The organism is Cellulosimicrobium cellulans (genome assembly GCF_016921195.1).
Taxonomy (GTDB): Bacteria; Actinomycetota; Actinomycetes; order Actinomycetales; family Cellulomonadaceae; genus Cellulosimicrobium; species Cellulosimicrobium cellulans_F.
In genome coordinates this window covers 148,599-174,643 of record NZ_JAFGYF010000007.1, presented here as the reverse complement: position 1 = coordinate 174,643, position 26,045 = coordinate 148,599, and the positions used below count along the sequence as shown (strand labels likewise).

22 protein-coding genes are annotated in these 26,045 nt (G+C 74.9%); 4 read left to right on the top strand and 18 right to left on the bottom strand.

The genetic code is table 11. The features are described from left to right. Positions 1–95 precede the first annotated feature (95 nt). The 11 genes from murC to mraZ form a co-directional block, all read right to left on the bottom strand. Positions 96–1,574 carry a UDP-N-acetylmuramate--L-alanine ligase gene (gene murC / locus JN535_RS15275; protein WP_307868782.1) on the bottom strand — a complete coding sequence of 493 codons (1,479 nt, stop codon included), beginning with the start codon at positions 1,572–1,574 and terminating at the stop codon, positions 96–98. Further along, on the bottom strand, positions 1,571–2,722 hold the full coding sequence (murG, locus tag JN535_RS15270; RefSeq protein ID WP_205206432.1) for an undecaprenyldiphospho-muramoylpentapeptide beta-N-acetylglucosaminyltransferase: 1,152 nt from the start codon (positions 2,720–2,722) through the stop codon (positions 1,571–1,573). Before murG ends, murC begins: the two co-directional genes overlap by 4 nt. A gap of 100 nt (positions 2,723–2,822) precedes the next feature. After that, entirely contained in the window at positions 2,823–4,175 is a 1,353-nt protein-coding gene (locus JN535_RS15265; protein WP_205206431.1) for an FtsW/RodA/SpoVE family cell cycle protein, read from the bottom strand. A 12-nt stretch (positions 4,176–4,187) separates the two neighbouring features. Further along, entirely contained in the window at positions 4,188–5,636 is a 1,449-nt protein-coding gene (gene murD, locus JN535_RS15260) for a UDP-N-acetylmuramoyl-L-alanine--D-glutamate ligase (protein ID WP_205206430.1), read from the bottom strand. Further along, positions 5,636–6,718: a phospho-N-acetylmuramoyl-pentapeptide-transferase gene (mraY, locus tag JN535_RS15255; RefSeq protein WP_205206429.1), complete on the bottom strand. Its 1,083-nt coding sequence runs from the start codon at positions 6,716–6,718 to the stop codon at positions 5,636–5,638. The genes murD and mraY overlap by 1 nt, the downstream gene beginning before the upstream one ends. Beyond that, positions 6,715–8,163, bottom strand: a complete 1,449-nt coding sequence (locus JN535_RS15250; protein ID WP_205206428.1) for a UDP-N-acetylmuramoyl-tripeptide--D-alanyl-D-alanine ligase — start codon at positions 8,161–8,163, stop codon at positions 6,715–6,717. Before JN535_RS15250 ends, mraY begins: the two co-directional genes overlap by 4 nt. Beyond that, a complete protein-coding gene (locus JN535_RS15245) occupies positions 8,160–9,827 on the bottom strand; it encodes a UDP-N-acetylmuramoyl-L-alanyl-D-glutamate--2,6-diaminopimelate ligase (RefSeq protein WP_205206427.1) in 1,668 nt (555 codons plus the stop codon). The genes JN535_RS15250 and JN535_RS15245 overlap by 4 nt, the downstream gene beginning before the upstream one ends. 148 nt (positions 9,828–9,975) lie before the next feature. Then, positions 9,976–11,745: a peptidoglycan D,D-transpeptidase FtsI family protein gene (locus tag JN535_RS15240; protein WP_307868780.1), complete on the bottom strand. Its 1,770-nt coding sequence runs from the start codon at positions 11,743–11,745 to the stop codon at positions 9,976–9,978. A 233-nt stretch (positions 11,746–11,978) separates the two neighbouring features. Then, positions 11,979–12,428: a hypothetical protein gene (locus JN535_RS15235; protein ID WP_205206425.1), complete on the bottom strand. Its 450-nt coding sequence runs from the start codon at positions 12,426–12,428 to the stop codon at positions 11,979–11,981. After that, entirely contained in the window at positions 12,425–13,456 is a 1,032-nt protein-coding gene (rsmH, locus tag JN535_RS15230) for a 16S rRNA (cytosine(1402)-N(4))-methyltransferase RsmH (RefSeq protein WP_205206424.1), read from the bottom strand. The genes JN535_RS15235 and rsmH overlap by 4 nt, the downstream gene beginning before the upstream one ends. Before the next feature lie 146 nt (positions 13,457–13,602). Beyond that, on the bottom strand, positions 13,603–14,037 hold the full coding sequence (gene mraZ, locus JN535_RS15225; protein ID WP_031316739.1) for a division/cell wall cluster transcriptional repressor MraZ: 435 nt from the start codon (positions 14,035–14,037) through the stop codon (positions 13,603–13,605). Between the two features lie 364 nt (positions 14,038–14,401). On the opposite strand from mraZ, the gene JN535_RS15220 reads away from it, so the two are divergent. The 3 genes from JN535_RS15220 to JN535_RS15210 are packed head-to-tail and all read left to right on the top strand — an operon-like array spanning position 14,402 to position 19,048. After that, a complete protein-coding gene (locus tag JN535_RS15220) occupies positions 14,402–15,409 on the top strand; it encodes an AAA family ATPase (protein ID WP_374100520.1) in 1,008 nt (335 codons plus the stop codon). 1 nt (position 15,410) lies between these two features. Next, entirely contained in the window at positions 15,411–16,751 is a 1,341-nt protein-coding gene (locus tag JN535_RS15215) for a DUF58 domain-containing protein (RefSeq protein ID WP_205206422.1), read from the top strand. Further along, positions 16,748–19,048 (top strand): transglutaminase family protein, encoded by a 2,301-nt coding sequence (locus JN535_RS15210; RefSeq protein WP_205206421.1) that lies wholly within the window; start codon positions 16,748–16,750, stop codon positions 19,046–19,048. The genes JN535_RS15215 and JN535_RS15210 overlap by 4 nt, the downstream gene beginning before the upstream one ends. Here JN535_RS15210 and JN535_RS15205 read toward each other — a convergent pair. From JN535_RS15205 to JN535_RS15195, 3 genes are read right to left on the bottom strand one after another with little or no spacing between them, the layout of a single operon-like run. Then, positions 18,996–19,391, bottom strand: a complete 396-nt coding sequence (locus JN535_RS15205; RefSeq protein ID WP_205206420.1) for a DUF3040 domain-containing protein — start codon at positions 19,389–19,391, stop codon at positions 18,996–18,998. The genes JN535_RS15210 and JN535_RS15205 overlap by 53 nt on opposite strands. 36 nt (positions 19,392–19,427) lie before the next feature. After that, on the bottom strand, positions 19,428–20,684 hold the full coding sequence (locus JN535_RS15200; protein WP_205206419.1) for a DNA polymerase IV: 1,257 nt from the start codon (positions 20,682–20,684) through the stop codon (positions 19,428–19,430). A 39-nt stretch (positions 20,685–20,723) separates the two neighbouring features. Continuing rightward, positions 20,724–21,167 carry an SAV_6107 family HEPN domain-containing protein gene (locus JN535_RS15195; RefSeq protein WP_205206418.1) on the bottom strand — a complete coding sequence of 148 codons (444 nt, stop codon included), beginning with the start codon at positions 21,165–21,167 and terminating at the stop codon, positions 20,724–20,726. Between the two features lie 79 nt (positions 21,168–21,246). On the opposite strand from JN535_RS15195, the gene JN535_RS15190 reads away from it, so the two are divergent. Continuing rightward, a complete protein-coding gene (locus JN535_RS15190) occupies positions 21,247–22,224 on the top strand; it encodes a spermidine synthase (protein ID WP_205206417.1) in 978 nt (325 codons plus the stop codon). A gap of 110 nt (positions 22,225–22,334) precedes the next feature. Here JN535_RS15190 and JN535_RS15185 read toward each other — a convergent pair whose 3' ends face one another. The 4 genes from JN535_RS15185 to JN535_RS15170 form a co-directional block, all read right to left on the bottom strand. After that, positions 22,335–22,538, bottom strand: coding sequence for a cold-shock protein (locus JN535_RS15185; protein ID WP_024840614.1), 204 nt, complete (start codon positions 22,536–22,538; stop codon positions 22,335–22,337). Positions 22,539–22,857: 319 nt separating this feature from the next. Continuing rightward, positions 22,858–23,784 (bottom strand): proteasome assembly chaperone family protein, encoded by a 927-nt coding sequence (locus JN535_RS15180; protein WP_205206416.1) that lies wholly within the window; start codon positions 23,782–23,784, stop codon positions 22,858–22,860. Positions 23,785–23,930: 146 nt separating this feature from the next. Then, on the bottom strand, positions 23,931–24,371 hold the full coding sequence (locus JN535_RS15175) for a response regulator (protein ID WP_087471801.1): 441 nt from the start codon (positions 24,369–24,371) through the stop codon (positions 23,931–23,933). After that, a complete protein-coding gene (locus JN535_RS15170) occupies positions 24,368–26,038 on the bottom strand; it encodes a sensor histidine kinase (RefSeq protein ID WP_205206415.1) in 1,671 nt (556 codons plus the stop codon). The genes JN535_RS15175 and JN535_RS15170 overlap by 4 nt, the downstream gene beginning before the upstream one ends. Positions 26,039–26,045: the final 7 nt, after the last annotated feature.

Below are 26,045 nucleotides of genomic sequence, written 5' to 3'. Positions count from 1 at the left end.
CGACGCGCGCGGCGCCGGCGGCCGCGCGGGAGGCTCCCCCGCGCCCGACCGGTTCGGTCGGGGTGCGGAGGGTCGGGGCCGGGGCGGCGGTCGCATCAGTCCTCGCCCCCTCCGGAGGGCCCTGCGCCGGCGGCTCGTCCCGCGATCCGCGCGAGGACGACCTCGCCCAGCTCCGTTACGTCCCCGGCGCCGACCGTGAGGACGAGGTCACCCGGGCGTGCGGCGTCCGCCACGCGGTGCGCGGCCTCGAGCCGGTCCTCCACGGCCGCCACCACCACGCCGGGGCCGTCCATGAGCTCGGTGATCGTGTGCGCCCCGACGGCCGGGTCGGGGTCCTCGCGCGCGGCGTAGACCCCCGTCACGACGACCTCGTCCGCGGCGCCCAGCGCCTCGGCGAACTCGCGCGCGAACGTCGCCGTGCGCGAGTACAGGTGCGGCTGGAAGAGCACGAGCACCCGGCCTCCCGAGGCGACGGGCCGCGCGGCGGCCAGCAGCGCCGCGACCTCGGTCGGGTGGTGCGCGTAGTCGTCGACGACGCGCACCCCGCCCGCCTCGCCGCGCGCCTCGAACCGACGCCCGGTGCCCAGGAAGCCGAGCGCCGACGCGACCGCCGCCGACGGGTCCACGCCGAGCACGACCGCCGTCACGACGGCGGCCGTGGCGTTCAGCGCGTTGTGGTGACCGGGGACGCGCAGCCGCAGCTCCAGCCCGTCGAGCACGGTGGTCCCGACGGCCCCCGTCAGCGACGCCCGCACGCCCGCGGGCCCGTCGTCCGTGGTCGGTCGCACGTCCGCCACGCGCACGTCCGCGTCGTCGGCCGTGCCGTAGGTGACGACCGCGCCCCCGCCCTCGGCGTGGGCGGCGGCGAGCGCCCGTGCCCCGGCGTCGTCCGCGCACGCGACGAGCGTCCCGCCCGGGACGATGCGCGCCGCGAAGTCGACGAACGCGTGCTCGAACGCCGCGCGCGAGCCGTAGTGGTCCAGGTGGTCCGGCTCGACGTTCGTCACGACGGCGACGTCCGGCGCGTAGTTGAGGAACGAGCCGTCGGACTCGTCCGCCTCGGCCACGAGGACCTCGGACCCGAGGTGCCCGCCGGCCACGGGACCGTCCGCGGTGAGCACCGTGCCCCCGATCGCGAACGACGGGTCGAGACCTGCACCACGCAGCACCGTCGCGATCATCGCGGACGTCGTCGTCTTGCCGTGCGCACCCGCGACCGCGACCGAGCGACCGCGGGCCATGAGCGACGCGAGCGCCTGCGAGCGGTGCAGCACGCGCAGCCCCGCGGCACGTGCCGCCGCGAGCTCCGGGTTCGACTCGCGGACCGCGCTCGACACCACGACCGTGTCCACGCCCGCGACGTGGGCGGCGTCGTGGCCCGCCCAGACCCGCACGCCGTCGGCCCGGAGCGCGGCGAGCGTCTCGCTCTCGCGGGCGTCCGAGCCTTGCACGGGGACCCCGTGCGCGGCGAGAAGTCGCGCGACCACGGACATGCCGGCGCCGCCGACCCCGACGAGGTGGACGGTGCCCAGCTCCTCGAGCGGGACCGGGGCGGCGGCGCCGTGGTTCGTCACGACCGCGCCCCGGCCTGGCCGGCGGCGACCGCCTCGGCGACGAGGTCGGCGACGCGCGCCGCGCCGTCGCGCACCCCCGCGCCCGCCGCCGCGCGCGCCATCGCGTCGAGGCGCCCCGGGTCGCCGAGCAGCGCCGGGACCTCGCGCGCGACCCAGGTCGCGTCGAGCTGCGCGTCGTCGACGAGCAGGCCACCGCCGGCGGCGACCACCGGGCCGGCGTTGAGCCGCTGCTCGCCGTTGCCGATCGGCAGGGGCACGTACACGGCGGGGATCCCCAGCGCCGCGAGCTCGCTCACGGTCCCGGCGCCCGCCCGGCACACGACCAGGTCCGCGACGGCGAGCGCGAGCTGCATCTCGGCGAGGTACTCGCGCACGTCGTACCGCGCGCCGGGACGCGCCGCGGTGGCGGCTGTCGCAGCGTCGCGCACGGCGGCGTCCTTGCCCTTCCCCGTGAGGTGGAGGACCTGCGCGCCCGCGCCGAGGAGCGCGTCGGCCGCCCCGGAGACCGCCTCGTTGAGGCTCTGAGCCCCGAGCGACCCGCCCGTGACGACGAGCGTGCGCCGTGCCGGGTCGAGCCCGAGCCGCGCCGCGGCGTCGGCCCGGACCGCGGCCGTGTCGGCCGCCCGGGCCGCCACGAGGTCCTGGACCTCCCGGCGCAGCGGCAGGCCCGTCACCACGCCGCCCTTGAGCGGGGTGCCCTCGAACGTCACGCCGACGCGCGCGGCCCACCGGGCGCCGAGCCGGTTGGCCAGCCCGGGCCGCGCGTTCTGCTCGTGGATGACCACCGGGACGCCCCGGCGGCGCGCCGCGAGGTACGCGGGCGTCGACACGTAGCCCCCGAAGCCCACCACGACGCGCGCCCCCGTCTCGTCGATGACCGCGCCCGCCGCGTCCACGGCCGACCTGAGGCGCCCCGGGAGGTTGACCCACTCCGCGCTCGGCCGCCGCGGGAGCGGGACGCGCGGCACGTGCCGCAGCGGGTAGCCGCGCGCCGGGACGAGGTCGTCCTCCAACCCGCCCGCGACCCCGAGCGCGGTCACCACCACGCCGGGCTCACGTGCCCGCAGCTCGTCCGCCACCGCCAGGAGCGGGTTCACGTGCCCCGCCGTCCCGCCGCCTGCGAGCACCACCGAACCGATCGTCGTCACGTACCTCGTCGTCCTTCCCTGCGGCGGGTGCCGCGTCCTGGCTGTGGTCTGAAGCTGTGGGCCGCGGGGGCCGGGCGTCGCCCGGTCCCCGGGTGGGGGGTCATCGCGCCCGGCGCCGGGGGCGGGCCGCCCGGCCGACGACGGCGAGCGAACGCCGCACGACGCTCCCCCGCGCCGCCAGCGCCTCGGCCGCGCCGGGCTCGGTGCGCGCGAACGAGATCACGACGCCGAGGGCGGCCATGGTCGTCACGAGCGCCGTGCCTCCGGCGGAGACGAGCGGCAGCGGGACGCCGATCACGGGCAGGAGCCCGATCACGACGCCGATGTTGATGAAAGCCTGCCCGACGATCCAGCAGCCGATGGCCGCCGTGGCGATCTTGACGAACGGGTCCGGGTGGCGTCGCACGATCCGGCTCATCGCCAGCCCGAGGACCACGAACAGGCCGAGGACGAGCAGCGTCCCGAAGAGCCCGAGCTCCTCGCCGATCACGGCGAAAATGAAGTCGTTGTGCGCCTCGGGCAGGTACAGCCACTTCTCCCGGCTCGCGCCGAGCCCCACGCCCGTCAGCCCTCCCGTGCCGAGCGCCCACTGGCCGTGCAGGGACTGGTAGCACTCGCCGAGCGGGTCCGTGCACTCCCCGTACGCCGACGCGATCCGGCCGAGCCGGTCGCCGCCCTCCTGGAGGTAGATCAACCCGTAGCCCACAGCGAAGGCCGCGACCGCCGCGCCCAGCCCGAGCAGGCGGGCGCTCGCACCGGACACGACGAACGCACCGGCCGCGAGCATCATGATGACGAGCGCCGTGCCGAGGTCATGGCCGGCGAGAACGAGACCGACGACCGCGAACGCTCCCGGCACGGCCGGCACGAGGACGTGCCGCCATTCCCCGAGCAGTCGCTGCTTGCGGCCGAGGACCACCCCGAGCCACAGCGCGAGCGCGAGCTTCGCGAGCTCGGAGGGCTGGAACCGGAACGACCCGATCGGCAGCCAGTTCTGGTTCCCGCCGGTCGCTTCGCCGAACACGACGACGGCTCCCAACAGTCCGACGGCGACGACCAGGCCGGGCCAGGCCAGGCGCTTGTACCACCGGACGGGGATGCGCGTGGCGATCAGCAGGACGGGAAGTCCCATGAGCGCGAACCGCGCCTGCTCGACGAACGCACCGAACGGGGACTTGCCCGCCGCGATCTGGGTGACGGCCGAGCTCGAGAACACCATGACGAGCCCGATGATCGTCAGGAGCGTCGTCGCGCCGACGAGCAGGTAGTAGCTCGTGACGGTGCTGTTCCACTGCCCGAGCCAGGGCCGCTCGGTCGGCGGCGGGGTCGCGCCTGGGCGCGCGCGACGGCCCGTCGGAGTCGTCGTCCGGCCTCGCGCCGCGCTGCGGCCCACGCCCGTGCGAGGGGTCGTGCGCGCCGACGGCGCCCCTCGTCCGTTCGCGGTCTGTGTCATTGCCGGACCGGCCTACCCGCGGTCGGGGCGCAGCGCGCGCGCCGCGGCGGCGAACGCGTCGCCGCGCGCGGCGTACGAGCGGAACTGGTCCATCGACGCACCGGCCGGGGCGAGCAGCACGGTGTCGCCGGCCTGCGCGAGGCGGCGGGCGGAGTCGACGGCGCGGGGCATCACGGTCCCAGTGTCGCCAGGATCGACGCGGACGACCGGGATATCGGGCGCGTGTCGGGCGAGCGCACCCTCGAACGGCTCGGCGTCGACGCCGATGAGCACCACGGCCCGCAGCCGGTCGGCGCGCGCGGCGACGAGCTCGTCGAACGAGGCGCCCTTGGCGAGGCCGCCCGCGACCCACACGACCGTCCCGGGCGCGAACGAGGCGAGCGACGCGGAGGCCGCGTGCGCGTTCGTCGCCTTGGAGTCGTCGACGTAGGCGACGCCGTCGACCGAGGCGACCCGCTCGATGCGGTGCGAGCCCGTCCGGAACGCGCGCAGCCCGTCGCGCACGGCCACGGCGGGCACGCCGTGCGCACGGGCCAGGGCGGCCGCGGCGAGGGCGTTCGCCACCACGTGGGCGGGCACGACGCCGTCTGCCCCGGCCAGGTGGGCGAGGTCGCCCAGCGTCGCGAGCTCCGCGGCGTGCGAGTGCCGGTCGGGCGCGTCCGCCGGCGCGTGGAACGCGCGGTCCACGAGCACGTCCTCGATGACGCCGAGCTGGCCGCGGGCCGGGGCGCCGAGCGTGAAGCCGACGGCGCGCGCGCCCTCGACGACGTCGGCCTCGCGCACGAGCGCCTCCGTGCGTGGGTCCGCGGCGTTGTAGACGCACGCGACCTGCGCGTCCTCGAAGACGCGGCCCTTGTCCGCGGCGTACGCGTCGAGGCCGCCGTGCCAGTCGAGGTGGTCGGGCGCGACGTTGAGCACCGCGCCCGCCTGGGGCGACGTCGAGTGCGTGAAGTGCAGCTGGAAGCTCGAGAGCTCCACGGCGAGCACGTCGAGCGTCGGGTCGAGCACGGCCTCCACGACCGGTGTGCCGACGTTGCCCACCGCCGCGGCGCGCAGCCCGGTGGTCCGCAGGATCGTCTCGAGCATCTCGACGGTCGTCGTCTTGCCGTTCGTCCCGGTCACGGCGAGCCAGGGCGCGGGCCGACCGGACGGGCCGTCCACGCGCAGCCGCCACGCGAGCTCGACCTCGCTCCACACGGGCACGCCCCGCTCGCCCGCCGCGACGAGCAGCGGGTGGGATGGCGGCCAGCCGGGCGAGACGACGACGAGGTCGGTCGCCGCGAGGTCGACGTCGGCCGCGTCGCGCAGGTCGGCGTCCTCGGCGCGGTCGTCGAGCGTGACGACGACGGCGGCCCGCGGCGCGAGGGCGGCGGCCGCCGCGCGGCCCGAGACGCCGAGGCCGGCGACGACCACGCGCGCCTGCTCGAGCGGGACCGCGAGGTCGTGACGGTCGCGTGCCACTAGCCGACCACCCACTCGGCGTAGAAGATGCCGATGCCGAGCGCGGCGAACAGCCCGGCGATGAGCCAGAAGCGGATGACGATCGTGACCTCGCCCCAGCCCGACAGCTCGAAGTGATGGTGCAGCGGGGCCATCTTGAACACGCGCCGACCGGTCATCTTGAAGAAGCCGATCTGGATGACGTCGGAGAGCACGATGATGACGAACAGGCCGCCGATGATGAGCGCGAGGAACTCCGTCCGCGTGAGGATCGACAGACCGGCGAGCGCGCCGCCGAGCGCGAGCGAGCCGGTGTCGCCCATGAAGATCTTCGCCGGGCTCGCGTTCCACCACAGGAAGCCGAAGCACGCGCCGACGATCGCCGCGGCCACGATCGCGAGGTCCTGCGGGTCTCGCGTCTCGTAGCAGCTGGGACCCGCCGAGGCGAGACGCTGGCACGTCTGGTTGAGCTGCCAGATCCCCACGAGCACGTACGAGCCGAACACGATGAGCGACACGCCCGTCGCGAGGCCGTCGAGGCCGTCGGTGAGGTTCACCGCGTTCGACCACGCCGTGATGAGGAAGTTGGCCCAGATGACGAAGAGGACGAGCCCGACCGTCGCGCCCGCGAACGCGAGGTCGAGGTTCGTGTCGCGCAGGAAGGAGATGCGCGTGGAGGCGGGCGTGCGGCCGTGCTCGTTGGGGAACTGCAGCGCGAGCACCGCGAACGCGATCCCGACGGCCCCCTGGCCGACGATCTTGGCGCGCGCCGTGAGGCCGAGGCTGCGCTGCTTGCGGATCTTCGTGAAGTCGTCGAGGAACCCGACGATCCCGAGCCCGGTCATGAGGAAGAGCACGAGCAGCGCGGACACGCTCGGGAACCGCCCCGAGACGACGTACGACATCGCCCAGCCGAGCAGCGTCGCGCCGATGATGACGACCCCGCCCATGGTGGGCGTCCCGCGCTTGGTGAAGTGCGCCGTCGGGCCGTCCTGGCGGACGAACTGCCCGTAGTTGCGGTGGACGAGGAACCGGATGAACAACGGCGTCCCGAAGAGGGCGACGAGCAGTGAGACGCCCGCCGCGACGATGATCGCGATCATGCGCGGTCACCTCCGGGCGCGTCCGCGCCGGCCGCGGCGAGCTCGTCGCCGAGCCGCCACAGCCCGGACCCGTTCGAGGCCTTCACGAGCACGACGTCCCCCTCCCGCAGCTCGTCGCGCAGCAGCGCCGACGCCGCCTCGACGTCGGGCACGAACCGGGTCTCGTCGCCCCACGACCCCTCCTGGGTCGCGCCGTCGTGGATCCCGCCCGCGCCCTCGCCGACCACGACGAGCAGCTTGACGTTCAATCGGACCACGAGCCGGCCGATGTCGTCGTGCGCGACGCGCGAGTCCTCGCCGAGCTCGAGCATCTCGCCGAGCACGGCGACCGAGCGCCGGTCGCGACCCGCCATCACGGCCAGTGCCTTGAGCGCGGCCCGCATGGAGTCGGGGTTGGCGTTGTAGGAGTCGTCGATCACCGTGATGCCGTCCGGCCGCTCGGTGACCTGCATCCGGTGCGGGCTCAGCGCGCGCGCGTCCGAGAGCCGCGCGGCGACGTCGGGCAGCGCGACGCCGAGGCGCAGCGCCGCCGTCGCGGCCGCCATGGCGTTCGTCACGTGGTGCTCCCCCACGAGACCGAGGGTCACGCGCGCGCTCGTGCCGTCGCCGCGCGTCGCGTCGTCCGACGCGCCGGGGCGCACGCGGAGCGTGAACGACGCACGGCCCGTGCGGTCGATGCCCAGGTCCTCCGCGCGCACGTCGGCCGCGGGGATCGTCCCGAACGTCACGACCTCGCCCGGCGCGACGTCCGCCATCGCCGCGACGCGCAGGTCGTCCGCGTTGAGCACGGCGACCCCGCCCGGCGCCAGGCCGGTCACGAGCTCGGACTTGGCACGGGCCACGGCCTCGATCCCGCCGAACTCCCCGAGGTGGGCGCTGCCCACGACGAGCACGACGGAGACGTCGGGCGGCGCGATCCGCGTGAGGTAGGTGAGGTGACCGACGCCGCTCGCACCCATCTCGAGCACGAGGAACCGCGTGGACTCGTCCGCCTCGAGCACCGTGAGCGGGAGCCCGATCTCGTTGTTGAACGAGCCGCGCGGCACGACCGTCTCGCCCTCGGGCCGCAGGAGCTGCCCCAGCAGGTCCTTGGTGGTCGTCTTGCCGACCGAGCCGGTCACGGCGACCACGCGGAGGTCGCCACGCTCGCGGAGCGTCGCGAGCACGTGCCGCGCGAGCTCGCCGAGCGCGGTCTGCACGTCGTCGACGACGACGCACGGCACGTCGAGCTCGCGCGCGGCGAGGACCAGGGTCGCGCCGGCGGCGACGGCCCCGGCCGCGAAGTCGTGCCCGTCGACGTGCTCGCCCGGCAGCGCGACGAAGAGCGATCCCGGCGCGACCCTGCGCGAGTCGACGACGACGGGCCCCCCGACCCGCACCTCCGGGTCGGCGGACAGCCGTCCGCCGGTCGCTGCGGCCACCTGCGCCGCAGTGAGCTCGATCATGCGTGGTGCTCCTTCAGGTCGTCGGGGGTGTCGTGGGGTGCGCGGCCGGTGTCCCGCTCCGCGAGCGCGGCGCGCGCCTCGACACGGTCGTCCAGGGGGTGGTCGACGCCGGCGATCTCCTGCCACACCTCATGACCCCGGCCCGCGACGAGCACCGTGTCGTCGAGGCCGGCGGCGGCGATCGCCTCGCGGATCGCCCGGGCGCGCGGCGCGACCTCGAGCACGACGACGTCGCGCGGCTCGGGCGCGGCGGCCGCCGCCTCGCGCGCGGCGTGCGCGCCCGGCAGCACCTCCGCGCGGATCGCGGCCGGGTCCTCGCCGTGCGGGTCGTCGTCCGTCACGACGACGACGTCGGCCCCCTCGACCGCGACGCCGCCCATCGTGGGGCGCTTGCCCCGGTCACGGTCGCCCGTGGCGCCGAAGACGACGACGAGGCGACCCGGGGTCGTCGGGCGCAGCGCGTCGAGGGCGAGCGCCAGCGCGTCCGGGTTGTGGGCGAAGTCCACGACGACGCGCGGGCGGTGCGGCGGGCGCGAGACGAGCTCCATGCGCCCCGGGACCGCCGGGGAGAGCCCGCCCGCCGCCTCGAGCGCCGTCTCCACGTCGCGCGGGTCGGTCCCCGCCTCGAGCACGAGCGCGAGGGCGAGGGCCGCGTTGGCGACGTTGAACGCGCCCGGCAGGGCCGTCGTCGTACGCACGCTCCGGCCGTCGCGGTGCCGCAGCGTGAACGCGGAGCCGCCCGCTGCCGAGGGCTCGACGCCGTGCACGGTCCAGTCCGCGCCCGGCTGCTCGTCCGCCGCGTCCTGCGGGCTCACGCGCAGCGTCGCGACCGGGATCCGCGCGGCCGCGACCATGCGCTCGCCCCACGCGTCGTCGACGACGACGACACCGCGGCGCGCGTGCTCGGGCGTGAACAGCAGCGCCTTCGCCTCGAAGTACTCCTGGAGGTCGCCGTGGAAGTCGAGGTGGTCCTGGCTGAGGTTGGTGAAGCCCACGACGTCGAACACGAGCCCGTCGACCCGGTGCAGCGCGAGCGCGTGCGACGAGACCTCCATCGCGAGGGTGCGCACGGCGTCCTCCCGCATCGCCGCGAGCAGCGCCTGCAGGTCGGCGGCCTCGGGCGTCGTGAGCCGGCTCGGCAGGACGCGGTCGCCCGACCGCATCTCCACCGTGCCGATGAGCCCGCCCTTCCAGCCGAGCGCGCGCAGCACGTGGTCGACCAGGTAGGTGGTGGTGGTCTTGCCGTTCGTGCCGGTCACGCCGAACGTCGTGAGGTCCTGCGCGGGGCTGCCGTAGACCCACGCGGCGACCGGGCCGAGCAGCGCACGCGGGTCCGCGGCGACGAGCACGGGGACCTCGAGGCCCACGTCGGCCACGAGCGCGGCGCCCTGCTCGTCCGTGAGGACGGCGTGCGCCCCGCGCGCGACGGCAGCGGGCGCGAAGCGTGCCCCGTGCGCGCGGGCACCGGGGAGGGCGACGAAGAGGTCGCCCGCGTCCGCCGTCCGGTCGTCGGAGGCCACCGACCACACCTCGACCGCGCCCGGTGCGGACGAGCCGCCGGGCCCACGACCTGCGCGGACGTCGAGACCGAACCGTGCTGCCAGGTCCTCGACCGACCGAGGGGTGGTCGCGGCGGGACGAAGGCGGTCGATCGGGGATGTCACGTGTAGAACCTACCGTGCCGGGGCCGCCACGCTCGCAAGCCGTCGTGCCCCGGCGACCGCAGCGGTGCGCGCTTCACCGGACCTTCACCGAGACCGCCACGGACGACGCGGCGGCCTCGTGGCTCGCGGTCGGCCGACCGGGTGAGGTTCACCACGTCGTCGGGAGCGGCACGTACGGCTCGGTGCTCGGCAGCACGCCCTCGTGCTCGAGCGTGAAGCCCATGATCTCGCTGAAGACGGGCGCCGCGACGACGCCGCCGAAGATCGACGAGTGCGGGTCCTTGAGGAACACCGAGACGGTGTATCGCGGGTCGTCGGCCGGGGCCACGCCGATGAACGAGGCCATGATCGAGGACAGGCTCCCGTCGGGGCCGGCCATCTGCGCCGTGCCCGTCTTGCCCGCGACCCGGTAGCCGGGCACCGACGCGCTCGACCCGGTGCCCTCCTCGACAACGGACTCCATCATGTGCAGCACCGTGTCCGCCGTCTCCTGCGAGACGACGCGCACGGGTTCCGGGCGCTCCGCCGGGACCAGCTCACCGCGCTCGTCCGTCGTCCCCGCGACGATGGTCGGCGTCGTGCGCACCCCGCCGTTCGCGATGGTCGAGAAGACGCTCGTGGCCTGGATCGCGTTCACGGACACGCTCTGGCCGAACAGCACGGCGTACTCGGTGCGTCCGTCCCACGCGTCGGCGGGGTGCAGGATCCCGGCGGACTCGCCCGGCAGACCGAGCCCCGACTTCTGCCCGAACCCGAACTTGTGCAGGTAGTCGTAGCGCACCTGCTTCGGGATCCTCTCCCCCACCTGGACGGTCCCGGTGTTCGAGGACTCCGCGAGGACGCCCGCGAGCGTGAGCCGCTGCAGGGGGTGCTCGTGCGAATCCCGGAAGGTCTCGCCGTTGGGCGTGGTGTAGAGGTACGGCACCTCGAACTGCGTCGACGGGTCGGCGTAGCCGCCCTCGATGGCCGCGGCCATCGTGACGACCTTGCCCGTCGACCCCGGGTCGAAGACGTTCGACACGGCCCGGCTCGGTCGGGAGACGGCGTCGGTCGTGCGGTCGTTCGGGTTCACCGTCCCGGAGTCCGCGAGCGCGAGGACCTCGCCCGTGCGGACGTCCTGCACGACGGCGATCGCGTACTCCGCACCCGTCTCGCTCACCGCGCGGTCCACCGAGTCCTGCGCCTTCCACTGCACGTCCCGCGCGATGGTGAGCTGCACGTTCCGCCCCGGCACGGCGTCCACGACCTCGCACCGGCCCGTCGGGATGACCTGGCCGCCCAGCCCGGCCTCGCACTCGCGCGACCCGGAGACGCCGGCGAGGACGTCGTCGTAGGACGCCTCGACACCGCCGCCGCCCGCCTGCTCCTCGTTGACGAAACCCACGAGGTTGCCCGCGACCGTGCCCGCGGGGTACGTCCGCTCGCTCGTCATGGTGGTGCGCACGTAGGCGGAGAGCTGGAGGTCCGCGATCTGGCGCTGCACCTCGGGGGTGACGTCCTTGGCCAGGACGACGTACCGCGACGACCCGTTGAGCTGCGCGGCGAGCTCCGGGGAGGACTTCCCCAGGATCGGGGCGAGCAGCTTGGCCACGCCCACGGCGCCGCCCTCCTCGAGCGGCTCCCCGTCGACGAGGTCGGCGGCGCGTGGCTCGAACTCGGCGATCGCCTTCGGGTCCGCCGCGACCGTGTACCGGTCCACGGACGTCGCGAGCACCACGCCGTCGGCATCGGTGATGTCGCCGCGGTGCGCCAGGAGGGTCGAGCTGCGCGTACGGTCGGCGCGCGCGTCCGCCGCGAGCGCCGGCCCGCGCAGCACCTGGACGTTGACGAGCTGGCCCACGAAGACCGCCGTGATCACGCCGGCGACCACGATGAGCCAGCGCTGGCGCCGCTCGGGGCGGCCTGGCTCGCGGGGCACCCGGGCGGGGCGTGCCGGCGGGCGGCCGCCGCTCCGTGGCGACCGGGAGGCTGCGGTCCTCGACGTGCGGGCGGTCGCCGCGACGCGCGTGCCCGTGCCGGCGGCCCGGCGCCCGTCGCCGGAAGCGCCACGGCCTCCCGGCGAGGGCCGGGAGGCCGTAGGGGCGGGGCGGGACCGCTGCGTGCTCGCCGCGGGGCGCGGCCGGCGGTCGCGTCCGGCTCCGGTCTGACCCGTCACTGCCCGGCCCCCTCCTGCGCGCCGCCGAGGACCGTGCCGTCGGAGAGCCGGACCATCGCCGGGTCCTCCGCAGGCACCATGCCGAGGGAGGCCGCGGTGTCCGGCAGCGAGGTCTTCCGGGCGTCGACCTGCGCCTGCAGGCTCTGCGTGTCCTGGGCCACGCGGCTCACCTCCCGGCGCAGCTCCGACATCTCGTAGGAGTTGCGCGCCATCGTCGTGTTCACCAGGAGAGCACACAGGAGGGCCGCGCCGAGGATCGACATGCAGACGACGAGGAACGGGATCTTGGACCGCGCCTGGAGAGGTGCCCGGACGAGCTCGAGACGCGAGCGGAGCGCGCGCTCGGACGCGCCGCCGGGGAGCGCCGTGAGCGACGGGCGCGGGGCGGGCGTCGGGCGCGCCGTGCGCGGGAGCGGGCGGGCGGCGGTCGACCTCTGTGCGCTCATCGTGTCCTCTGCTCCGGGTCGTGCGGTCGGTCGGTCGGTCGGTGCGGACGGCGGTGCGGCGGTGTGGGCCGGGTGCGCTCGGCGGCGCGGAGCCGGACGGACGCCGAGCGCGGGTTGGACTCCCGCTCGGCGGTCGACGCCTCCTCCGCGCCCCGGGTGAGGAGCCGCAGGTACGGCTGGTCCTCCTCCGGCACGACGGGCAGCCCGGGCGGCGCGCTGATCGTCGCCCCCGCGGCGAGCACGCGCTTGACGATCCGGTCCTCGAGCGAGTGGTACGACTCGACGACGAGGCGCCCGCCCACGGCGAGGACGTCCACGGCGGCCGGGACCGCGCGCTCGAGCACCTCAAGCTCGCCGTTCACCTCGATCCGCAGCGCCTGGAAGGTCCGCTTGGCGGGGTTCCCGCCCGTCGTCCGCGTCGCGGCGGGGATCGCGCCGCGCACGACCTCGACGAGCTCGGCGCTGCGCTCCCACGGGCGCTGCTCGCGGCGTCGGACGATCGCCCGTGCGACGCGCTGCGCGAACCGCTCCTCGCCGTAGTCGCGCAGGATCCGGGTGAGCGCACGCTCGTCGTAGGTGTTGAGGACGTCGGCGGCCGTCCGGCCGGTCGTCGGGTCCATGCGCATGTCGAGCGGCGCGTCGTGCGCGTAGGAGAACCCGCGGTCGGCCTCGTCGATCTGGAGCGAGGACACCCCGAGGTCCATGAGCACGCCCTGGACCGGCGCGCCGACGACGTCGGCCACGACGTCGCCGATCTCGTCGTAGACGGCGTGCACGGCCCGGAACCGTTCGCCGAACCGCTCGAGACGGCGCGACGCCCGGGCGATGGCCTCGGGGTCGCGGTCGATGCCGACGACGCGCGCCGTCGGGACCTGCTCCAGGACGGCCTCGGTGTGTCCGCCCATGCCGAGCGTGCAGTCCACGAGGACCGCGTCCGGACCGGCGAGGGCGGGGGCGAGGAGGTCGACGCAGCGCTGGAGGAGGACCGGGACGTGCCGCTCGGCGGCGTCGTCGGGGGTGCTCGTCATGTCCGTCTCCTCTCCGTGCTGGTCCGTGCTGCTCGTCGACCCGGCCCCGTACGGTCAGGTCTCCCTCCGCGTCCTTTCTGACGCCGGGGAAGTGCGTCAGACCGGGCGGGAGGAGGCCTCACCGTGCGGGAGCCGTGGGTCGTGCGCTAGAAGCGCAGGTCAGGGAACACCTCCTCCGCGGTGTCGGAATACGCCGACTCCTGCTCCGCGAGGTACGTCTCCCAGGCCTGCGCGTCCCAGATCTCGACCCGCGTGCCGGCGCCGATCACGGCGACGTCGCGGTCGAGCCCCGCGTACGCCCGCAAGGGCGCGGGGATCGAGACGCGTCCCTGCTTGTCCGGGATCTCGTCGCTCGCCCCCGAGAGGAAGACGCGCAGGTAGTCCCGGGCCTGCTTGCTCGTCACCGGCGCCTGCCGGATCTGGTCGTACATGCGCCGGAACTCGTCCATCGGCAGCAGGAACAGACAGCGCTCCTGCCCCCGCGTCATGACGAGACCCGGTGCGAGCCGCGACCGGAACTTCGCGGGGAGGATGAGCCTCCCCTTGTCGTCCAGGCGTGGCGTGAAGGTGCCCAGGAGCAGGCCGGAGGAACCGCCGAGCACGTCGTCCACGAAGCCGGACATGCACCTGGCACCTCCCCTCCTGCTCCCTTCTCCTCCACGGTACTCCACTTCCCTCCACCGCTCTCGGTGAATCGGCGGGCTTTCACCCGCCTTCGCAGGATCTCCGCAGGTCGCGAGGGGTGGAGCGGGGTGGAGGGGAACACTCCCCATGGCGCGTCGCGACGTCGTCCGGGGGCGCGCAGCGGCCGCACGGCCCGCGCGGCGCCCGCCCCTCGCGCCGACGCTCGCGCAGCGCCCACGGTCCACTAGGCTCTTCCCACCCGCGGTCCCCCTGGTCCGCGGCAGTGCGCCACCGACGACGGAGGTCTCCGTGCTCCCCGACATCGCCCCTGTCGCGCCCTCCGACGAGCCCGGGGGCGGCGCCCTCGCCGGCCTCGACGAGCTGGTCGAGACCACGAGCCGGATCCGCTCCGGCATCGAGTCCGTCGTCACGGGCCGTCCCGACCTCGTGACCGTGACCGTCGCCGTCCTCCTCGCCCAGGGCCACCTCCTCATCGAGGACGTCCCCGGTGTCGGCAAGACGACGCTCGCCAAGGCTCTGGCCCGCACGATCGACTGCAAGGTCGGCCGCATCCAGTTCACGCCGGACCTCCTGCCGAGCGACCTCACCGGCGTCAACATCTACCGTGCGGCGAACCACGAGTTCGAGTTCCGTCCGGGGCCCGTCTTCTCCAACATCGTCATCGGCGACGAGATCAACCGCGCCTCCCCCAAGACCCAGTCGGCGCTCCTGGAGTGCATGGAGGAGGGCCAGACGACCGTCGACGGCACGACCCACATGCTCCCGAGCCCGTTCCTCGTCGTCGCGACCCAGAACCCGGTCGAGATGGAAGGCACCTATCCGCTGCCGGAGGCGCAGCGCGACCGCTTCATGGCGCGGCTGACCGTCGGCTATCCCGACGTCGACGCCGAGCTCCGGATGCTCGACCGGCAGGAGTCGGACAACCCGCTGGCCCACCTCCGCCCCGTGACCACGGGGGCGGCCGTCCTGCGGTTCGCCGAGGTGGCGCGCGCCGTCTACGCGTCGACCGCCGTCAAGCGCTACGTGCTCGCCCTCGTCACCGCGACACGCGAGCATCCCGGCCTGCGGCTCGGCGCCTCCCCCCGGACGACGCTCCAGCTCCTGCGCGCGGCGAAGTCCCTCGCGGCGATGGCCGGGCGCGACCACGTGCTCCCCGACGACGTGCAGTACCTCGCCGTCCCCGTGCTCGCGCACCGGCTCGTCATCACGACCGAGGCCCGGCTCTCGGGACAGGACGCCGAGGCCGTCGTCGCGTCGATCGTGGCGCAGACGCCGATCCCCGCCCTGGACGCGACCGAGCGTCGCTGACGTGCGCGCCCCGTCGTTCCTCGGCCGGCTCCGCGGTAGGAGCAGGAGCCTCGCGAGCGCCCGCCTCACCCGCCGCGGGACGGCGGTGCTGGGCGCCGGCGTCGCGCTCGCGGTCCTGGGCGTCACGCTCGGGCTCCCCGACCTCGTCGGGCTCGGCGTCGCCGGGGCGCTCGCCGTCGGCGCCGCCTGGTGCTGGATGGCCGTCCGCCGGATCGACCGCGGTCGTGGCGCGCTGCACGTGACGCGCCGTGTCCAACCGAACCCCGCCGTGCGCGGGCAGTACACCACCGCGCGCCTCACGGTCGCTGCCACGCGGGCCACGTCGTCCACCGCGACGACGCTCGCCCGCCTGCGGATCAGCGAGCAGGCGGCGCACGAGCTGTGCGACCAGGGCTCGCTGCGCGCCCAGGTCGCGACGGTGGGCGACCACATCGCCGTCCGCTACCGGCTGCGCCCGCTCCGCCGCGGCCGGTGGCCCCTCGGTCCGCTCCTCACGACGCGGGTCGACCTCTTCGGCCTGGTCAGCGCGACCCAAGAGCTCGGCGACCCGACCGCCGTCGCGGTGTGGCCGCGCACGGTGGAGCTGCCCGTCCGGGGGTCGCGCGCGTTCGGCGAGCACGAGCGCTCCGCGTCGGGCGCTCGGCTCGCGTCGAGCGACGACTCGGTGCTGCGCGACTACGTCGCCGGCGACGACCCGCGGCGCGTGCACTGGCCCAGCGCCGCACGCCACGGCCAGCTCATGGTCCGTGCGGACGAGAGCGCGGGCCTGCCGCCCGTCAGCGTCCTCCTGGACCGCGGGCTCCTGCCCCACCCGGAGCTCGCGGCGTCGAGCCCGCACGCCCTCGCCGACGGCGAGTGGGCGGTCGAGTGCGCGGCGTCGATCGGCGTGTCCCTCCTCCAGGCCGGGCACCCCGTCCGGCTCGTCCCGACGTCGCTCGCACCGGTCGTGTCGGGCACGGGCTTCCGCGTCAACCGCTCGGGCGAGGGTCCCGCCGACCTCCTCGACGCGACCGTCGACCTGCACGGGCACCACGTCGTCGCGGACGCCGACCGGTCGGTCGCGGCGACCGCCGAGGCTCTGCGCCGCGACCGCCGACCGGGGGAGATCACCGTCGCCGTCCTCGGACCGCTCGGCTCCGTCGCCCGGCACACCGTCGCCGCGATGGCCGGGGACGGGCTGCACCGTGCGCTCGTGGTGAGCGCCCGCCCGTGGGCTCCCGAGCACGCCGACGCGCTCGAGACGGTCGCGGCCCTGCGCTCGACCGGGTGGCACGCGGCGCTCGTCGACCCGTCCGCGTCCCTCGAGCACGCCTGGACCCTGCTCGTGGAGGGCTCACGATGACCGCGTCCCGCCCGGACACCGCCGCCCCCGTGGGCCTCCGCGTGCTCGCGACGAGCACGCTCGTCGCCGTCGCCGTCACGGCGTCGACCTACGCGCTCGGGAGCGTCATCGGACCGGGTGGCTGGAGCGGCACCGCGGTGCGCACCGTCGCGGTCCTGGCGCTGGTGACCGGGATCTCGCGCTACGCCCTGGAGCGGGGCCACGCGGTACGGGGCGAGGCCCTCGCCCCGCCGGCCGCGCTGCTCCCCTCGCTCGCGGGGCTGGTCGTCGGCCTCTGGGCCCTGCTCGGTCTCTACGGCGGCCCGACCGACCGCTTCTCCCTCCTCATCGGCCTCTCCAACGTCGACCGGATCCTGTCCCGCCTCTCCACCGCGCGGGATCTCACGCTCGCCGAGGTCGCCCCGATCGACCCGAGCCTGCCGATCGCGCTCATGGCGGTCGGGGGCGCGGTCGTCGTCTTCCTCGTCGCCGACCTCATGGCGGGCGGGCTCCGGCTCAGCGCCGGGGTCGCGCTGCCGCTCCTCGCCCTGTGGATCCCGGGTCTCGTCATCATGGGCGAGATCCCGCCCCTGGCGTTCGTGGTGACCGTGGCCGCGCTCGTCCTGCTCCTCGCGGTCGACAACCCGCACCGCACCGTGCGGCGCGGCGCGTCCGCCCGCCGCGCGGACGGCCGCGCGGCCGGCGGCCTGCGGGCCGCCGGCGCGCTCGTCGTGGCGGTCGCCGTCGCCGTCGTCGCCCTGGGTCTCGGTTCGGCGAGCGCCTCGCTCCCCGAGGTGGCGTCCTCGTCGTGGTCGCGGCTGTTCTCCTCGACCGGGCAGACGGTGCGGCTCTCCGACGACCTCGACATGCGGCGCGACCTCGCCGAGCGCTCGGGCGAAGTGGTGCTGCGCTACCGGACCGACGCGGACGAGGTCGGTCCGCTCCGCGTGTTCACCCTCACGGGCTTCGACGGCACGAACTGGCGGCGCGGCGCGGACCGCGACGGGACCCCGATCGAGGGCGCGGACCAGGTGCTGTGGCCCACCGACCCGGCCGGCGTCGAGGAGCCCACCTCCGTGCGCGTCACGCTCGAGTCCTTGCGGGACACCAAGCTCCCCGTCCCGACCGAGCCCCGCACCGTGGACATCGACGGCGACTGGTCGTACGACGACGTCCGCGACGAGGTGCTCGGGGATCAGCCCACCGGTGCGGGCACCGCGTACGAGCTCGCGGTCTTCCCCCGGCCGCTGGACGCGGTGTCGCTGCGCGAGGCGACGGGCGCGGACCCGGACGACCCCAACTACCTCGACGTCCCCGCGACCGAGCACGAGCAGGACATCCGCGACCTGGCCACCGCCGTGGTCGAGGGGGCGCCGACGCGCTACGACCAGGCGCTCGCCCTGCAGACCTACTTCCGCGACGCCTCGCAGTTCACCTACTCGACCGAGGTCCCGCCGGGCGACTCCGGGGACGCGGTCTGGGACTTCCTCCAGGACCGGACGGGCTATTGCGTCCAGTTCGCGACCTCGATGACGATGATGGCGCGGACCCTCGGGATCCCCGCGCGTCTCGGCGTCGGGTTCCTGCCGGGCGAACGCGTCGACGACTCGAGCTTCGAGGTCACGGGTCGCGACTCCCACGCCTGGCCGGAGCTCTGGTTCCCCGGCCAGGGCTGGGTGCGGTTCGAGCCGACCCCGGCCCAGCAGACCGGCCCGACCCCACGGTGGGCCACGCCCGTGGCCGTGACACCGGGGGGCCCGGGAGACCCGGGCAACGTGCCGACGCCGGGCGCGACGACCGCGGCACCCTCCGCGCCCGCGAGCCCTGCGCCCACCACGCCCGGCACGGGTGGGACGACCGGCGGCGCCGAGGACGAGGGCGCACCGTGGCCGCTCGTCGTGGGCGTCGCGCTCGTCGTCTCGCTCGTCCTCGGCGGGGCTCTGTGGCTCGTGCTCCGGCGACGGTCCGAGGCGCAGACCCTGCGGGACGCCGAGGACGCGTGGGCCGAGCTCACCGACCGGCTCGGGGCGCTCGAGATCCGCTGGCCGACGTCGACGACACCTCGGCGCGTTCCCGCGGCGGTCGTCGCGGCGCTCCAGGCCCGCCGCGGGGCGCACGCCCGCGACGAGGACGTCGCCGAGGCGGTCGCCGGGCTCGCGTCAGCCCTCGAGGCCGAGCGCTACGCCCCGGAGCCGCGGACGGTCGCCCGCCCCGACCGGCTCCAGGAGCTCGTCGACGAGGCGGTCGACGCCGTCGCGGACTCGCTCAGCGACCGTCCTGCTCGCGCCGACGGTCCCAGCGCTCTTCCAGTCGGCTGAGGAGCGGCTTGCGCGCCGGCTTGCTCGCCGTGGCCGGGCGGACGGTGCCGTCGGCCTCGACGGTCCCGAGCGGTCCCTTGCGCGACGAGCGCGGCGACTGGAAGACCAGGACGACGCCCGCGAACATGAGGACGAAGCCGATCACCCCGAGCCAGGTCTGCGAGAGCGCAGCTCCGAGGACCAGCAGGAGAAGGCCGCCGACGACGCCGACCCCGGCCAGGACGTAACGCAGCGCCGAACGTCGTCGTGGCGCCTGGAGCGTGTTGGCCAACCGCGGATCGTCCGAGGTGAGCGCGCGCTCCATCTGCTCCAATACCCGCTGCTCGTACTCAGACAGAGGCATGAGCACCCCGTTTCTCCACGTGGTCGTGTGTCACCCTCAGGATAGATCGACATCCGCGGGGGTGGTAGTCGAGCGGGCCCTGGCGGGGCCCATCGCGATGGATGTCACCCCGAACCGCCCGCGGACCGCGTCGACGGCCTCCTCCGCCCGGCGCCGAGCGGCACCCGTCTCCTCGACCGCCTCCTCGAGCGTGGGCTGCACCACCGCGTCCGCACGCGGCTCGAGGCTCTCGGCGCGCACGCCCACGAGCCGGACGGCCAGGCCCCGCAGGTCGACGCTCGCGACGAGCTCCCGAGCCACCAGGTAGATCTCTCGCGCGACGTCCGTCGGTGCGCCGAGCGTGCGCGCCCGCGTGACCGTGCGGAAGTCGCTCGTGCGGACCTTGACGCTCACGGTGCGCGCCACGAGGCCCTGGTGGCGCAGGCGGCCGGCGCACCGGTCCGCCAGCTCGAGGACGCGCGACTGGACCGCCGCGAGGTCACGCAGGTCGTGCGCGAACGTCGTCTCGGCACCGATGCTCCGCTCGGACCGCTCCGGCTCGACCGGGCGTGGGTCACGGCCCCACGCGAGGTCGTGCAGGTGTGCGCCCGCGACCTTGCCGACCGCCGTCTGGAGCGAGGCCACGTCCGTGTCGGCGAGCTCCGCGACGGTGCGGATGCCCCACTGCGCGAGCGCGCTCTCGGTCCGCTCCCCCACGCCCCACAGCGCACCGACCGGCAGCGTGCGCAGGAACGGGACGGTCGCCGCCGCCGGGATCAGCAGCACGCCGTCGGGCTTCGCGTGCGTCGAGGCGAGCTTCGCGACGAACTTCGTCGTCGCGATCCCGACCGAGCACGTGATCCCGTGCTCGGCGCGCACGCGACGCCGTAGCTCGGCGGCGATCCGCGTCGGGGGCCCGAGGCGTCGGCGCGCGCCGCTCACGTCCAGGAACGCCTCGTCGACGCTCACCTGCTCCACGAGCGCCGTGATCTCCCCGATCGCCGCCATGACGGACCGGGAGACCTCGTGGTAGCGCGTGTGGTCCGGCGGGACGACGATCGCCTGCGGGCACAGGCGGCGTGCGGTCGCCATCGGCATCGCCGAGTGGACGCCGAACGCCCGGGCCTCGTACGTCGCCGCGAGGACGACGCCTCGTTCCGCGCCGCCGACGATCACCGGTCGCCCCACGAGCTGGGGTCGCCGGGCCAGCTCGACGGACGCGAAGAACGCGTCCATGTCGACGTGGAGGATGGAGCACCCCTCCTCGTCGTCGCCCCAGTCACGGCGGACGACAGCGCGCGGCCCGCGGCTCATCCCTGCCTCACCGGACGCTCGGCGCGGGCCGCGCCGGGGTCACGACGCCACCGTCCGCAGACCGGGCAGCCGGACGAACCCGGCGTCCGGGTCGACGAGCATCGCGACCTCGTCACGGAAGTCCTCGGCGCACGCCATGAGCTCGTCGGCGCGGCGCGGGTCCACGGCGTCGAACCGACCCGCGTCGACGGCGGCGCGGACGCGCGCCCCGCTCGCGAAGTAGCCGGACCACGCCGCGAGCCCTGGCTCGGCGTCCGCGAGCTGGTCCCACACGGATCGGGCGCGTCCCCGGCGCGCCGGCCGTGCGCGCAGGGCGACGACCGCCGCCGCCGCACGGAGTGCTCCGAGGTGGGCGTGCACGAACCGCTCGCCCGCGTCCTGCGCGAGCGCCGCCGCGACGAGCTCCGCGTCCGCGCGGTCCAGCAGCCGACGGACCTCGGCCGGGACGGCGACCTGACCCCTCGCGCCTGCATCGTTCGACATCGCGCACCTCCTCCTCCACTATCGAACACCTGTTCGATCCTGTCAACGTCGGGCGCCCTCCAGCCCGTACGGTGAGCACATGGCTCGCCGCACCTCCCGACGTTCACCAGGGTCCTCCGCGCCACCCACACCGGCCCGGCGCCGGGGCGGCGGGGCCCGCGGCGGGACCGCGGGACCGGAGCTCCCGACCGGGCCCGTCCCGACGTCGACGGGAACCGCGCACGTCGAGCGAGACCTGGACCGCCCGTCGGCCGTCACGCTCCACGTCAACGGCGTCCCGAGCTCGTACCTCGACCTCGACGACCCCGGGATGCTGGCGTTCGAGTACATGCAACAGATGGCCGCCGTCGTGGACGAGCTCGGCCCCGGGCCCCTGCGCGCGCTGCACCTCGGCGCGGCGGGGTGCAGCCTGCCCCGCTGGGTCGAGCACACCCGGCCGGGCTCGACCCAGCTCGGCGTCGACCTCGACGCACGGCTGCTCGAGCTGGTGCGCACGTGGTTCGACCTGCCGAGGGCACCGCGCCTCCGGCTGCGTCCCGACGACGCGCGACGCGCGGTGGCGAGCCTTCCCGACGCCTCGTACGACGTCGTCGTGCGCGACGTGTTCGACGGCGACCGCACGCCCGACCACCTCGTGACCCTCGGCATGGCCGGGGAGGTGCACCGCGTCCTGCGTCCGGGCGGCGTCTACCTGGTCAACTGCGCCGACCGCCCGCCGCTCACGGTCGTGCGGCGCGAGCTCGCGACCCTGGCGTCCGTGTTCGGCGGGTCAGCGCCCGGGGACGGGGACCGGATCGCGGCGATCGCCGAGCCGGCACAGCTCAAGGGACGTCGCTACGGGAACGTCGTGCTCGCCGCCGTGCGGGCCGGCGCCGGCGACGGTCGAGCGGCACCCTGCCTGTCGAGCCCGGCGCTGGCGCGCGCCGTCCGCTCGCTCGCCGTGCCGGCGCGCGTGCTCACGGGTGACGAGCTCCGGGCGTTCGTCGGCTCCGCCGCCCCGCTGACCGACCCGCCGCCGGAGCAGGAGGAGGTCACTGCACCGGCACGCCGGCCGTGAGACGCGGACCCGAGGCACGACCCGGGAGACACGACAGGAGCCGCGCCCGCGGGCGCGGCTCCTGCGCTGCTGCTATGGCCGGACGACCCGGCCGTGCGACGTCGACGACGTCAGAGCGGACGAACCTTCTCCGCCTGCGGGCCCTTCGGCCCCTGGGTGATCTCGAACTCGACCCGCTGCGCCTCGTCGAGCGTGCGGTACCCGTTCGTCTCGATCGCCGAGTAGTGAACGAAGACGTCGGCACCGCCGCCGTCCTGCGCGATGAAGCCGTAGCCCTTCTCGGCGTTGAACCACTTCACAGAACCCTGCGCCATGCTCTTCCTCTGACCTTCTGTCCATCCGGGGACATCAGCGAGCGGACCCTTCGTCCACCCCCGTGCGCCGCAATGCCATGTCCCACGTCCTTCGCCGGCGGCTGGCCGTGTGCGGCCGCCGAGACCGACGCCGGACCACCCCGCCGGGCGGACCCACGTACCGGCCCTGCACCGGGTCGTGCGCAAGTACGTCACTGCAACGGGTGACAGTGTGGCACGGACCACGTCCGGTACGCCACGGAAACTCGCCACCTCTCGTGGTGATTTGTCGGCACATTCCGCCCCGCCGCGCGGGCAGCGCGCTGCCCCGGCCCGCGGCTCAGTCGCCCGACTGCTGGGCGAGGAAGCGCTCGAACTCGGCGCCGAGCTCGTCGGCCGTCGGGATCGGCGCGGACTTGGCGAGCAGGCTCGTGCGCCCGACGGAGCGCGCGAACGCGTCGTACTGCTCCTCCAGGGCGCGCACGACCGCGGCGACCTCCTCGGAGTCGCGCACCTGACGCTCGACCTCGGTCTTCGCGTCCTGCACCGCCTCCGCGAGCCCGCTCGTCGCGAGGTCCAGACCGGTGACGCGCTGCACGTGCTCGAGCGCGACCACCGCCGCGGGCGGGTACGACGACTGCGCCAGGTAGTGGGGCACGTGCACGGTGATGCCGAGCGCGTCGTGCTCCGCCCGACCGAGCCGCAGCTCGAGGAGTGCCGCCAGGCTGGCCGGGACCTTGACCGTGCCGAACCACGACGTGTGCTCCCCCAGCAGCTCCGGCCGGGTCGCATGCGCCGTGACCGAGAGCGGGCGCGTGTGCGGGATGCCCATCGGGATGCCGTGGAAGCCGACCGTGAGCGACACCCCGAGCCGCTCGACGACGTCGCGCACCGCGGCGACCACGCGCTCCCACTGCACGTCGGGCTCGGCGCCGTGCAGGAGCAGGAAGCCCGTCCCCTCGGCGTCGCGCACGTGGTCGATCACCAGGTGCGGCTCGTCGTAGTCGGACCAGCGGTCCGTGCTGAAGGTCATCGTCGCGCGCTTGGAGCGGTAGTCCAGGAGCTGGTCGACGTCGAACGTCACCACACGGGTGACCTCGCCGATCTCCAGCAGGTGCTCGACCGCGACCTCGCCCGCGCTGCCCGCGTCGATGAACCCCGCGACGGCGTGCAGCAGCACGGGGCCCGCGCCCGGCTCGGGCGGGGTGGGCCACAGACGTGCCACGGCCTGCTCGTCGAGCTCGTAGATCCCGCGAGGGTCCAGCATGCATCCTCCTCGTGACGTCCTTCGCCCGTGCGCTGCCGACGGCGCGACGGGCCTGACGAGGACAACACGGCTCGTCCCGCGGTTCTTCCCGACCCGGCGAGACCGGCTCGGGTCCTCGGCGGGTCCCGGACCGGCCCGCGCGCGGGTCAGCGACCCGGCAGCCGCACTACCGAGACGAAGAAGTCGTCGATCTGGCGCACCACGTCGATGAAGCGGTCGAAGTCGACCGGCTTGGTGACGTAGGCGTTCGCGTGCAGCGAGTAGCTGCGCACGACGTCCTCCTCGGCCTCCGACGTCGTCAGCACGACGACCGGGATCTTGCGCAGCGCCTCGTCGGCCTTGAGCTCGGCGAGGACCTCGCGCCCGTCCATCCGGGGAAGGTTGAGGTCGAGCAGGATCAGGTCCGGCGTCGGGGCGCCCGCGTGCTCGCCCTCCTTGCGCAGGAACTGCAGCGCGCTCACCCCGTCGGAGACGACCGAGAGGCGGTTGGTGACCTTGTGGTCCTCGAACGCCTCGCGCGTCATGAGCACGTCGCCGGGGTCGTCCTCCACCAGGAGGACGTCGATCGGCTTGCTGCCGTGGCTCATGCGGGGCTCTCCTCGTCGTCGTGGCGCGCGCGGTCAGGGGCGACCTGCTCCGCGCCGTCGTGGTCGGAGCGAGCGTAGCCGACCTGCGCGTGCACGTACGCGTGCGCGAGCGTGAAGCGCACGGTCGTCCCGCCCTCGCGCGGCTCGATCCAGATCCGGCCGCCGTGGTACTCCACGATGCGCTTGCACAGCGCGAGTCCGATGCCGGTGCCCTCGTACACGTCCTTGGCGTGCAGGCGCTGGAAGATGACGAACACGCGCTCGGCGTACTGCGGGTCGATGCCGATCCCGTTGTCCTCGACGGAGATCTCCCAGTGCGTGTCCCGCGCCAGCACGCCGACGTGCACGGTGGGCGTCCGGTCGGGGTCGCGGAACTTCAGCGCGTTGCCGAGGAGGTTCGCCAGGAGCTGGTGCAGGAGCGCGCGCTCCCCGACGACGACGGGCATCGGGTCGTGCGTGATGCTCGCCCCCGTCTCCGTGACCTTCTCGGACAGGTCCTCGAGCACGCCCTCCAGCTCGCGCTCGAGGTCCACGTCGACGCGCTCGTTGCCCGTCCGGCCGACCCGTGAGAAGCCCAGCAGGTCCTGGATGAGCCGCTGCATGCGCTTGGCGCCGTCGACCGCGAAGTCGATGTACTGGTCCGCGCGGTCGTCGAGCTCGCCGCCGTACCGCTTCTTGAGGAGCTGTGTGAAGCTCGCGACCTTGCGCAGCGGCTCCTGGAGATCGTGGGACGCGACGTAGGCGAACTGCTCGAGGTCGCGGTTGGACCGCTCGAGCTCACGCGCCTGCTCCGCGAGGAGCTCGTGCGAGCGCGCGGCGTCCTCGTGCGACGCCTTGATCTCGGCGACCTGGTTCACGAGCTCGACGCGCATGTGCTCGACGTCCTGGGCGAGGTCCGCGATCTCCGCCGGGCCGGAGGTCACGACGGGCTCGTCCAGGCTCCCGGAGCTCACGAGCCGCACGCGGTGCGCGAGCTCCGCCATCGGCTCGGTGACCCACCGCTTGAGGCACACCCAGAGGATGATCCCGACCGCGAGCGCCGAGCCGACGAGGACGAGGACGCTCCCGAAGAGCGCCCTGCTCCAGCGGTCGAGCGCGTCGAGCCGCTCCACGCGCTCGGCGCGGATCGCGTCCACGTACCGGGCGGTGTCGGCGCGTGCATGGGCGAACAGCTCGGCACCGTGCGCCTGGTCCACGGCGCGCACCCGCCCCGGGCCGTCGTCCTCGGTGGTCGTGATCGCGGGCTCGGCGTAGTCGGTGACCCAGGCGCGCACCGACGCGTCGGCCTGCGCGAGCGTCGCCGCCTGCTCCTCGTCGAGCCCGAGCAGGTCGACGAGCGCGGGGTCCGGGACGACGCCCTCCGCCTCCGTCCCGACGGCACGGGTGTAGGCCTCGAGCGCCGTGTCGTCCCCCGTCGCGACGTACGCGCGCACCGCGACCTCGGCGTCGAGCAGGCCCACGTACGCGGCGTCCGCCTCGGTCACCGCGTCGAAGAACGGCCCGGTGACCTCGCCCTGGATGGTCAGCACGCGCGAGAGGGCGATGGCCGACGTCGCGAGCACGCCGAGCAGGATCACGCCCGCGACGACGAGCGCCCAGCCGAGCCGGCGGCGAAGGGTCGGGGCGCGCCCGCGCCCGACGCGCCCCGCGCCGGTCGTCTCGCTCACCGCGGCC

Excerpts from the sequence above, each read along its gene's own strand:
- JN535_RS15265 (WP_205206431.1), bottom strand. The coding sequence starts at position 4,175 with ATGACACAGACCGCGAACGGACGAGGGGCGCCGTCGGCGCGCACGACC.
- mraY (WP_205206429.1), bottom strand. The coding sequence starts at position 6,718 with ATGATCGCGATCATCGTCGCGGCGGGCGTCTCACTGCTCGTCGCCCTC.
- JN535_RS15250 (WP_205206428.1), bottom strand. The coding sequence starts at position 8,163 with ATGATCGAGCTCACTGCGGCGCAGGTGGCCGCAGCGACCGGCGGACGG.
- JN535_RS15235 (WP_205206425.1), bottom strand. The coding sequence starts at position 12,428 with ATGAGCGCACAGAGGTCGACCGCCGCCCGCCCGCTCCCGCGCACGGCG.
- rsmH (WP_205206424.1), bottom strand. The coding sequence starts at position 13,456 with ATGACGAGCACCCCCGACGACGCCGCCGAGCGGCACGTCCCGGTCCTC.
- JN535_RS15210 (WP_205206421.1), top strand. The coding sequence starts at position 16,748 with ATGACCGCGTCCCGCCCGGACACCGCCGCCCCCGTGGGCCTCCGCGTG.
- JN535_RS15205 (WP_205206420.1), bottom strand. The coding sequence starts at position 19,391 with ATGCCTCTGTCTGAGTACGAGCAGCGGGTATTGGAGCAGATGGAGCGC.
- JN535_RS15200 (WP_205206419.1), bottom strand. The coding sequence starts at position 20,684 with ATGAGCCGCGGGCCGCGCGCTGTCGTCCGCCGTGACTGGGGCGACGAC.
- JN535_RS15195 (WP_205206418.1), bottom strand. The coding sequence starts at position 21,167 with ATGTCGAACGATGCAGGCGCGAGGGGTCAGGTCGCCGTCCCGGCCGAG.
- JN535_RS15190 (WP_205206417.1), top strand. The coding sequence starts at position 21,247 with ATGGCTCGCCGCACCTCCCGACGTTCACCAGGGTCCTCCGCGCCACCC.
- JN535_RS15185 (WP_024840614.1), bottom strand. The coding sequence starts at position 22,538 with ATGGCGCAGGGTTCTGTGAAGTGGTTCAACGCCGAGAAGGGCTACGGC.
- JN535_RS15180 (WP_205206416.1), bottom strand. The coding sequence starts at position 23,784 with ATGCTGGACCCTCGCGGGATCTACGAGCTCGACGAGCAGGCCGTGGCA.
- JN535_RS15175 (WP_087471801.1), bottom strand. The coding sequence starts at position 24,371 with ATGAGCCACGGCAGCAAGCCGATCGACGTCCTCCTGGTGGAGGACGAC.